5 protein-coding genes are annotated in these 10835 nt (G+C 42.2%); all 5 read right to left on the reverse strand.

The window, feature by feature from the left end:
• Positions 1 to 44 precede the first annotated feature (44 nt).
• Positions 45 to 1703: an adenylate/guanylate cyclase domain-containing protein gene (locus QUA83_RS09605; protein ID WP_333292783.1), complete on the reverse strand. Its 1659-nt coding sequence runs from the start codon at positions 1701 to 1703 to the stop codon at positions 45 to 47.
• Positions 1678 to 4236: a response regulator gene (locus QUA83_RS09610; protein WP_333292784.1), complete on the reverse strand. Its 2559-nt coding sequence runs from the start codon at positions 4234 to 4236 to the stop codon at positions 1678 to 1680. The genes QUA83_RS09605 and QUA83_RS09610 overlap by 26 nt, the downstream gene beginning before the upstream one ends.
• Positions 4233 to 4625 (reverse strand): response regulator, encoded by a 393-nt coding sequence (locus tag QUA83_RS09615; RefSeq protein WP_333292785.1) that lies wholly within the window; start codon positions 4623 to 4625, stop codon positions 4233 to 4235. The genes QUA83_RS09610 and QUA83_RS09615 overlap by 4 nt, the downstream gene beginning before the upstream one ends.
• Before the next feature lie 370 nt (positions 4626 to 4995).
• Positions 4996 to 6420, reverse strand: a complete 1425-nt coding sequence (locus QUA83_RS09620) for a response regulator (protein WP_333292787.1) — start codon at positions 6418 to 6420, stop codon at positions 4996 to 4998.
• A 7-nt stretch (positions 6421 to 6427) separates the two neighbouring features.
• The gene (locus QUA83_RS09625) at positions 6428 to 10372 is read right to left on the reverse strand and encodes a PAS domain S-box protein (RefSeq protein WP_333292788.1); all 3945 of its coding nucleotides are present in this window, start codon (positions 10370 to 10372) and stop codon (positions 6428 to 6430) included.
• Positions 10373 to 10835 lie beyond the last annotated feature (463 nt).

Genomic DNA, 10835 nt, shown 5'->3' on the forward strand with positions numbered 1-10835 from the left:
AATGCGGTCTACGTTTCATATTAATTGAAATTTACATCAAAAAATTAAAAAAATTTCTTTTGTTCTTCAATTAACCAGTACGTCAGCATTCTTCCTTTACCTTTAATCGGGATATGCCCCCGTTCTTCCAAAACAAACTGCTCTTTCAAACGCTCGTAAGTCGCCTCCGTCACTTGAATTTTACCAGGCAATCCGTTCGACTCCATGCGTGAAGCAACATTAACAGTATCCCCCCACAAATCATAGCTAAATTTACTAATCCCAATAATTCCAGCCACCACCGAACCGCTGTGAATTCCGAGTCGCAATTGAAAATTTTCTCCCATTTTGGCATTAAACCTCCTCAAAGCTGCCTGCATCTCCAAAGCCAAAAGTGCGATCGCCTCAGAGTGATCCTGCCGCGGCGTCGGCAAACCCCCAACCACCATGTAAGCATCCCCAATCGTCTTAATCTTTTCCAACCCGTGCAATTCAGACAACCTATCGAACTCCGAAAAAATTCCATTCAAAATTTCTACCAACTGCGTCGGACTTTTGTGAGCAGAAAACTCTGTAAAACCCACCAAATCAGCAAACAAGACGCTCACCTCATCAAAATGCTCCGCTATCAACTTTTGCTCTTTTTGCAAGCGATCTGCAATAGGTTTTGGTAAAATATTCAGCAGCAATTTCTCTGTTTGTCCTTGCTGCACTTTCAGCGCTGCTTCAGCTTGTTTCCGCTGAATCAACGAACCTAGTTGCGTAGCAACCGCGCTCACTAACTCCAACAATCGCGGCTGACATTTCAGAACTTTTTCGCGATAAAAAATCAAAATAGCTAACACTTGATTGTCTGCCAAAATTGGCACCCCAAAAGCCGCTTTCAATCCCACACTCACCGCAATTTCCCCTCGTAAGAAAACTTGTTCCGGTGCAGTAGAAACATCCTCAATCCATTCTGACTGCTGCGACTGCCAAATCCTACCTGGGAGTCCCACACCGGGAGCAAAAATCAACTGCCAACTTGTTTGTCGGAATTGGGCAAAACTGGAGTCACTGACGTACCTGCCTGTAGCACATTTTAAAAAGCCCTCACTGCAAGGAATCCAAGCTTCGCCCAGATTCCATTCAATAGTTTTGCAAATTAAACCTAAAATCACATCTATAGCAGACTCAAAATCCTCAGATTTGCTAATAGCTTGAGTTGCCTGCAGCAGCAATCTTGTTTCCATTTCCACCTGGTGGCGTTCAGCGATTTCCTGGTGCAACTGGATATTTTGAGCGGTCAACTTTTGATTTTTTTCTTGCAATTGTATTTGCAATGAACGCACAGTAAGTTGATTGCTCACTCGCGCCAATACTTCTTTCACCTGAAAAGGTTTAGTTATATAATCGGCTCCGCCCACTTCAAAAGCTTTGGCTTTATTTATTCCTTCTTCTAGCGCGCTCAGAAAAATGATGGGAATTTCCCTAAATTGCGATTGTGCTTTTAATTTTTTACATAGTTCGTAGCCGTCAATATCCGGCATCATAATATCGAGTAAAATCAAATCGGGTGGGCTGGATTGAATTGCATCTAAAGCCGAAAAACCATTAGTAACTGGTCGAACTTTATAGCCATTTTTTTGCAAAATTCTAATCAACAAACGCAGATTATCTGGCGTATCGTCAACTACTAAAATATCTGCTTGATAGTTTTCAGTTTGTTCCGCCTTCATCTGCATGATCTGATTCCTCCGCCTCGGCAATTAAATTGAGAATTTTCTGGTAATCAAAATTATCGAGATGACCCTGGAGGATTTCCGCCAATTCAGGATGAGGCTCCCTTATTTCGTCGATTGTCCTGACAATTAAGTCAAAATCAGCACTGCGGATTACCTGCTTCATTTTGTCTATCCATTCTGCGGGAAGTGTAGGTAAATAAGCAAGCGCAGCATTAGGGAGCGAGTCAGATAAATTATTGCGATCGCCTATTGAGATAAAGTCCCTTGAGTTAGAGTAGAGATACTTCACGCCCAAATGTTTGTTGATGGCATCAAATATATCTGTTTTGCGGAAAGGTTTGCTAATAAAATCGTCGCAGCCGACCAATAAAGCAAACGCTTGCCTCCCTTCAATTGTACTAGCTGTCAAAGCAATAATCTTTGGAATCGGGGAGTCGGGATGGGAAATATTCATTTCCCCCTCTTGCTCTCTCTGCTTGATTCTAGCCTTAATTTGTTTAGTAGCTTCGTAGCCGTCCATCACTGGCATTCGCACATCCATCAAAATTAAGTGCGGATGCCACTTTTCCCACATTTCTATTGCTTCCTGGCCGTTGGTGGCTTGTTCCACCCCGAAACCCAAAGGAGAAAGCATTTTGACTAAAAGTTGGCGGTTGTCTTCGCGATCGTCCACAATTAAAATCCGGTAGCAGGGTTGATTGGGTTCCAACCCACTAACTTCGCGGTTAAGTTGCGGATCGGGAAGCTCAGCAGCATCAACTGCACCGACGGGAATTTCAAATTTAAAAGTGGTACCGAGTTCCAGTTGACTTTCTACGACAATTTCTCCTCCCATCAGGCGGACAAATTGACGGCTGATCTTCAATCCTAAACCCGTGCCTTTCTGATTTTTTTGACCGGAAGCTGTTTGCACAAACGCCTTAAAAATATTGCCCAATTCTTCGGGAGCAATGCCAACTCCTGTATCTTCTATTTCAAATAAAAGGAAAAAAACCGGCACTTTTGAATCCTCAGCCTCATCGCTGCATTCAACCTTGGCAAAATCACTGCTAGTTCGCGAAAAATCCCGAATACTTCTTGTGGTATCAAAGCAAGCTGTGGGACTCTCCAATAAATCCAGAAATCCCGATTTTTCTAACTTTCTAACTCTTAAGATGATTTCGCCAATTTGGGTAAACTTAATCGCATTACTCAGAAGATTAATCAGCACTTGCCGCAGTTTAATATCATCGGTTCGCACGTACTGAGGAACGTCAGCATCACGCTGGAAATGCAACTGCAATTCTTCATTATGTACCCGCAGTTGAAACATATCTTGCAAATCGTCAAGCAAGCGGTAGAGGTCGAAGTTTTTCGGGTTGAGTGTCATCCGCCCCGCTTCGATTTTTGACAAGTCTAAGACTTCATTGATCAAGGTTAGCAAGTGTTCGCCACTACGGCGAATAATTCTCATATTTTCTCGGTTTTCGACAGTCAGATCCGGGCTGGGTTCCATGATTTGTGCAAAGCCGAGTATAGAATTGAGAGGGGTGCGTAACTCGTGGCTCATATTGGCAATAAACGTGCTTTTAGCTTTGTTTGCTGCTTCAGCAGCTAAGGCGGCTTGTTGCAGTTGTTCTGTACGTTCGTCAATTTGGGCTTCTAAGGTATGGTGGTATTCTGCTAGTATTTTTTCGGCTTGTTTGCGATCGCTAATATCTTGAAAAGCTGCGATCGCATAAACAATATTTCCGCTAGCGTCAAAAATCGGCGTCGTATTGATCTCGATCGCAATTCTTTTGCCATCTTGACAGATTTCTACATCGTCAACCTTGACAGATTCTCCTTTCAGTGCCCGCAAAATTGGCAGATTATCCGGCGGGTACAGCTCATCTGTATTGGCAACATAAAGTTGATAAGTGGCAGCTAATTGTTCCGCAGTGCTTTCCGGGATAGTGTCTGCACCCAGCAAATCCCGCGCTGCCTGGTTGAAATAGGCGATCGAACCATCAGGATGATAAACAGATACCCCCACTGGCAAAGCTTCTAAAAATTGACTCAGGCGGCTTTCACTCGCAGACAGCGCCTCATTTACTAGCTTTAACTCCTCGTTTACTTCTTGGCGCTTATGAATTTCATCAGTTAATTTTTGATCTTGTAAATAACTGTGAACAGCTTCTACTACCGTTAATTTTAAGTCTTCATCTTGCCAAGGTTTAGGGATATAACGGTACAGTTTAGCATACTTAATAGCATTACTTAGGGCTTCCAAATCTGCTTGCCCCGTTAGCATAATAGTCAGCGTCTCCGGCGAGCTTTCGTGAATTCTTCTGAGCAGTTCATCCCCTTTAATATCGGGCATGATATAATCGGAAAGCACCAAAGCAATTTCGTATTCATCTGCCTGCAAATCGGCCAGCAACTCTAAAGCATCAGCCCCACCTTCAGCGGTTTCAATTATACACCGATCGCCGATCGCCTTTTTCAGTTCAATCTTTAAACTATTCAAAACATCAGGTTCATCATCAATACAAACAATCACAGGTTTTTTCATAACTTAGCCAGCCCAGATTTTATAGTCTCTATTAAGTCTTTGCTTTGCCAGGGTTTGTACAAACAACAGTATAAATCTGCTTCTTCTACTGCCCGTTGAACAGCCGCTGCATCCGCTTGTCCAGTCAACATCACTTTAATAATTTTAGGATATTTTTGGTGAACTTTAATTAAAAGTTCGTCACCTTTAATTCCCGGCATCAGCCAATCAGAAACAACGACAATTACCTGAGTTTTTTCTTGAAAGTCCTCCAGTAAATCTAAAGCTTCATCACCGCTTTCAGCTAATTCATAAAAGTAATCATTTTTAAATTCCTTCTTTAGCTGAATTTTGAGAGTATTCAAGATATCCGGTTCATCATCAACGCAAAGAATTATAGGCTTATTCATCTTTTCCTCTCTGCTTAAATTTTAGTAGGTTTACCGACATGACTTGCTTTTACATTGCTTTTACATTATTGATTTCGGGCAAGGATGCAGGATATCTGGCCCCTATCTTATTTTAATATGACTTCCGAAGATAAACCCGGTTTCTTGTAATAAATCTTTTATTTGTCAGCGAGACAGCGACGAGTGTCAATCGATTTGAGATTTGAGATTTGAGATTTGAGATTAAAGAATTGAAGCATTGACCCCACGGATAAATTCGGGCGCTTGTTTATCAGATACAGATTTTTTATTTCTGGATGGATGAATCCGGGGGCTTGCATCTTGGATGCTTTCGGTCAGCGGGAATCAGCCCCCTGCAGGTAAGTTTTGTTTAATAAATTGGCAGCGAGACTGTAAAAGTTGTCTGCCCCGGTACAGAATCTACAGTAATTGTGCCTCCGTGTTTTGCCACAATTTTTCTCACAATATCCAATCCCAAACCGCTACCTTCGCCGGCAGATTTAGTCGTAAAGAACGGCTGAAAAATTTTGGGAATAACTTCTGAGGGAATACCTTTGCCGTTATCAGTAAACTTGAGGAAAATATTTGCCTCTTGCTGCCGAGTTTCAATTGTCAAAATACCTTTATAATCCATTGCTTGCAGGGCATTATGAACGAGATTAGTCCAAACTTGATTTAAGTCATCGGGATAGCACATAATTTGGGGTAAATCTCCATAGTTTTTAACTACTTCTATACCGTGTTTCAGTTGATTTTGATAAAGGGTTAATACCGTTTCAATGCCATCATGCAAGTTCGCCTGGACTTTTTCTGGTGTGCTATTAAAATGAGCGTAGGTTTTTAAGGCAAATACTACTTTTCCCGACTTCGCTGTCGCTCTTTGGATCAGGCTAATACTTTTTTTAAAGCTTGCAAACTGGTAAGCACTATTTAACACTACTTCCCAATCCGGTGATTTAAAAAGCGGCAAAAACTCTTCTATTTTTTCGTAGATTTCCATGTCAACTAAAGTATCCGCAATTTCCTCAGAGTTTTCAACAGCTTCTGCCATCAAATACGCCGCCAACTGCTGCTTAAATTTGCGTTTCTCTCTGCTTGTGAATAAAACTTCTTGATGGGTTGCTCTGTATAGTAAAGCTAAAAAATAAGCTTTGCTTTCGTCAGAAAGTTGTTGATAACTTTCAGGAAATTTTTCTAAAAACTCGTCAGAAAAATTAGCTATATTATTAATAGAGGAACCGATAATTCCCAGGGGGGTATTGATTTCGTGAGCAATGCCGGCAATCAGTTGTCCCAGGGCTGCCATTTTTTCTGATTGAATCAAATGCTCTTGGGTGGCTTGCAGTTGGTGCAGCGCCGTTGCTAAATCTTGATTTTTTTCTTGCAAAGTTTGTTGCAGTGAACAAATTTTTAAATGAGTTTCTATCCGGGCTAAAACTTCTTCAACCTGAAACGGTTTAGTAATAAAGTCAACTCCGCCAACTGCAAAAGCTTTAACTTTATCCAGCACGTCATTAATCGCACTAATAAAAATAACAGGAATGTCTTTGGTAATTTCAGAAGCTTTGAGTTGCTGGCAAACTTGATAGCCATCCATTTCCGGCATCATAATATCCAGCAGCACTAGATCCGGAGGTATTTTTTGAGCTGCAGACAATGCTAGCTTGCCATTGGGTACGGGGCGAACTTGATAGCCTTTTTCGCTCAAAATTCCTGCCAGCAGCCGCAGGTTTTCTGGCGTATCGTCCACTACTAAAATATTAGCTCGATTGGTTTTAAGTGAAGTTGAAGTCATCTGGTATTTACTGTTTCTCGCTGAGTTCGATTATGTTCAAAATTCTGTCATATTCAAAATTATTAATGCAATCTTGAAGCTTGCTAGCAAGAGAGGGATTGACAGTGCCGATTTGTACGATCGAACTGGCGATCGCCTCCATGTCCACACTCAAAATACTTTGCTTGAATTGGGCCATCCAGTCTGGAGAAAGAGAGGCGAAAGCCTCCGGGGTCAGCACCTCTTGACTTGACTCCTCTACACCTGTGGCACTTACTGCGGCTGGATCTTCATAAATATAGCGTACTCCTAAATGTTTTCCCATTGCCACAAAGATATCCTCCTCTCGGAACGGTTTCCGCATAAAATCATCGCAACCCGCGGAAAGAATCACCGCCCGTTCTTCCTCCAAAACGCTAGCAGTTAGGGCCACAATCGCCGTTGCTTGCCCGCCAGTTGTAGTTTTAATCTGTTTCGTTGCCTCATAGCCGTCCATAACAGGCATTCTCATATCCATCCAAATCAGATGCGGTTCCCACTCCATAAAAATATCAACCGCTTCTTTACCGTTATTCGCTTCTCTCAACTCAAATCCAAGTGGACTGAGAAGTTTTACTAACAGTTGGCGGTTCAAAGGTTTGTCGTCCACAATTAGCAAGCGATAACTCGGCTGATTCGGTTCGAGGGCAACAACTCGACGTTGAGTTTTTTTGCTTTCAATATCACTAGCTTCAACCAGATGAACTTGGATGTCAAACTGAAATACTGCACCCTTTCCCATCTCGCTGCCAACCGTAATTTCACCTCCCATTAATTGCACGAACTGGCGGCTAATAGCTAAACCTAAACCCGTTCCTTCCTGAGAATCTTTACCTGTTTTTGTCTGCACGAATGCTTCAAACAACTGATGAATTTCCTCAGCAGCAATGCCTGCACCAGTATCTTGAACTTCAAAATGCAGCCAGTAGTGGCCGGGCAATTTGTCAGTGCTGTTTTTATGTATATTCCGCCTTCCTGCTTTGACTTGCACCGACACTCCCCCTTCTGAAGTAAATTTAATTGCATTATTGAGCAAATTAATTAAAACTTGCCGCAATTTAACTTCATCAGTACAAATATAATGGGGAACTTCGGCGTCTCTGTCGAAAATTAATTGCAAACCTTTTTGCTCAGCTTTGAGAGCAAACATATCTTCTAAATCGTCGATTAGTTGGTACAGATCGAAGCTTTTTTCATTAATCGTCGTGCGTCCTGCTTCGATTTTTGACAAGTCTAAAACTTGGTTAATTAAAGCCAGTAAATGTTCGCCACTCCGCAGGATAATTGCAACATCTTCTTGATTTTCAGGAGACAGAGTTTTACTGCGGATCATGACTTGAGCAAAGCCAATGACCGCGTTCAGGGGCGATCGCAATTCGTGGCTCATATTGGCGAGAAAGGTACTCTTCGCTTTGTTTGCTGCTTCGGCCGCTTCTTTCGCCTGCTGCATTTTGATTTCCGCTTGTTTGTTATCAGTAATGTCTTTAATAAAACCTTCGTAGTAAAGTAGATTTCCTGCTTCATCGCAGACAGCTCGACAATTTTCCGAAATCCAGATTACGCTGCCATCTTTGCGGTAAATTTCTGATTCAAAGTTTGATAGTATCCCGTACTCGTTCATCAGGGCTGCAAATTCATCGCGGCGGTTGGGTTTCACGTAAAGCTGGTTATTGAAATTCGGCTGGGCAGCTATTAATTCTGCAGGCGAGTCGTAACCGTAGATATTAGCTAAAGCGGGATTAGCGCTGATGTATTTTCCGTTAATAGCAGTTTGAAAAATTCCATTCAAAGCATTTTCATAAATGTTGCGGTACTTTTCTTCTGCTTGCCGGAGGGCAGTTTCTGCTTTTTGCCGCTCGGTAATATCGCTAGAAATCGACAAAAAACAAGCTTCTCCCTCAATATCGATGGTTTCTATAGACAGCAGTGCCGTTCTTTCTGTACCATTTTTATTGCGAAACCTCAGCTCATAATTGTGAAGAGCCGTCTTATTTTTTAACATTTGAATCATGCGATCGCGCTCTCCCAAACTCGCCCAAAAATTGAGTTCTACCGCTGTTTTTCCAATAATTTCTTCGTGACTGTACCCCATCATCCGACAAAAGCTCTCATTGGCTTCTATGTGGCGACCATCGCTGATTCTAGTCAGGGTAATCGCATTAGGACTTAAACGAAAAGCTTTAGAAAACTTTTCTTTTGCCTTGGCAAGATCGGCGGTACGTTCTGCAACTTGCACTGCTAAATTGTCGTTGTATTCCTTTAATACTTTCTCCGCTAGTTTGCGTTCTGTAATATCTTGAAAAGCGCACATCCCGTAAATAATATTTCCTTGAGCGTCATAAATAGGAGTTCCCCAAACTTGCAGGGGAATAGTTTTGTCAGCCGAGGCGATTTCAATGTCATCAACAGTTACACTTTTTCCCTGCAAAGCATTTAAAATTGGGTCGCGTTCCGCCGGGTAAATTTCCTGAGTACCAGCTAAATAAACTCGGTAGCATTGACGTAAAGTTTCGGAATCTGCTGGTACAATTCCTTGAGATAAAAGTTGCTCTCCAGTAGGATTAATGTAGTGAGGTTTACCGTTTGGCTCTGCAATAAAAATCCCTAGCGGTACTGCATTAAAAAATTGTTTTACTCGGTTTTCGCTTTCCGACAGAGAAGTAAATGAATGCTGCAATTGCTCGGCCATACTGTTAAAAGCAGTGGCAAGCTCTCCGAGTTCATCTTCGCGATTCAGAGTGAGCTTTGTATCCCATTCATTCCGCGCCAAAGCTTTCGCCGCCGCATTCAATCTTAAAATCGGCTGAACTACCCATTTAGCAGTAAGAATCCCCAGAATTGTCGCCCCCATCAATGCTGCAAGCGACAGTAAAAAAGTCGTGCGCGTGTTGAGGTTAATTTGCTCCATAAAGTCAGACTCTGGTACAACTACTACAATCAGCCAATCCAACCCTCGATCGTCTTTAAAAGGAGCTACCTGAATAAAATTTCGCTGGCCATCAACATCAAAAGTAAGTTGTTGAGAATTATTGATTTTAGCTAAGCTATCGTAGGATTTATCTAAATGCTGTGCAGTTTGGCGAATTACCGGATTCTCGCTTTCTGAAGCTTTAATGCGTCTTGTTTCTTTACCTTCCACTACGAATTCTTGACTCGCCGTTGAAGTAGCAATCAACATCCCCGATCGCTCCATGACAAAAGTTTGTCCTGATTTGCCAATTTTGAGGCTAACGAGAAATTCTTTGATGCGGGAAAACAGCAAATCGCTGCCCGCTACTCCTAACAATTTGCCAGCGTCGTCGTAGATAGGCAAAGCAGCAGTAATTGCCAGTTCCCTAGTCAAAAAATCTGTATAAATTGGAGTCCAAATAGGTTTTTTGCCCGCAGCCGCAGCTATGTACCAAGGGCGAGTTCGCGGGTCGTAAATATTGGGTGAAATTTGCACTAATTGAACGCGGTTTCCCTGAGAGTCCCCAGTATATCGAGCTAATTTATTGCCAGTAGAGCTGTCAGCCGCCGATATCAAAATCCCATCTTTAGTGCGGATTGCTCCCGAATGTTCTCCATTTTCTTGGCCTGTGTAAATGATGCTGATAGAATCAAAATATTGAATTTGTTCTAGGAAATGATGTTCGAGTCTTTGCTTGTCTTCTAAGTTCAACTGTCCCAATTTTATCGATTGAAGGTTCAGGTAATTTACAATGTGGGGAATTGACATATAATGTTCCATGCGGTCTTTGATGCGATCGCTAATTTCTCCCCGCAACTGAGCCGCAACATCGTTGACTGCCCGCTGACCGTTTTGGAACGATAGCCAACCTACAACTCCTACGGTGCCGACCATTTGCACTAAAAAAGGAACTACAAGCACAGTTTGTAATCGAACTTTGCCGATAAATTTTGTAGCTAAATCATTGAGGGGTTTAGGAAACATATTCATCCTAAAAGTAATTAAAATTGGCAGTTGAAATTAGTAGATGTTAAAATCTTGGAGCGAGAGACGAGCGAGTAATATAAAATCTGGTTCATCACTCATGGTCAAAGTGTTTGCGATCGACCTTTAAGAGTTTTGAAGACTTCCGTCGTCACTAAATAGGTGCAAATAAACCTTACATGGTTCGGGCAGGTGAGAGGACTCATCTACTCGCTTTGATCGTGGATCTTAACTCAACCCTCCCTGATAAGATACTATGGTTATTTTGCGATGACCTACTTACAAACTTACAGTTCGCGATCGCACTCCGACCCAAGAAAGCGGGTTTCGGCTGCGCTCAACCACCGGGTTTTTTGCTGAATCTGCGGGATTGAACGAAGTATGGCTGGCTCTCCTGAGTTTATGGTGTAAAATGTACCTACTAATACATTTACCGTTATGAGCTTCCATCTAGACTATCTAT

Source organism: Microcoleus sp. K1-B1 (assembly GCF_036704705.1).
Classification (GTDB): Bacteria; Cyanobacteriota; Cyanobacteriia; order Cyanobacteriales; family Microcoleaceae; genus Microcoleus.

Excerpts from the sequence above, each read along its gene's own strand:
- QUA83_RS09615 (WP_333292785.1), bottom strand. The coding sequence starts at position 4,625 with ATGAATAAGCCTATAATTCTTTGCGTTGATGATGAACCGGATATCTTG.
- QUA83_RS09620 (WP_333292787.1), bottom strand. The coding sequence starts at position 6,420 with ATGACTTCAACTTCACTTAAAACCAATCGAGCTAATATTTTAGTAGTG.
- QUA83_RS09625 (WP_333292788.1), bottom strand. The coding sequence starts at position 10,372 with ATGTTTCCTAAACCCCTCAATGATTTAGCTACAAAATTTATCGGCAAA.
- QUA83_RS09610 (WP_333292784.1), bottom strand. The coding sequence starts at position 4,236 with ATGAAAAAACCTGTGATTGTTTGTATTGATGATGAACCTGATGTTTTG.
- QUA83_RS09605 (WP_333292783.1), bottom strand. The coding sequence starts at position 1,703 with ATGCAGATGAAGGCGGAACAAACTGAAAACTATCAAGCAGATATTTTA.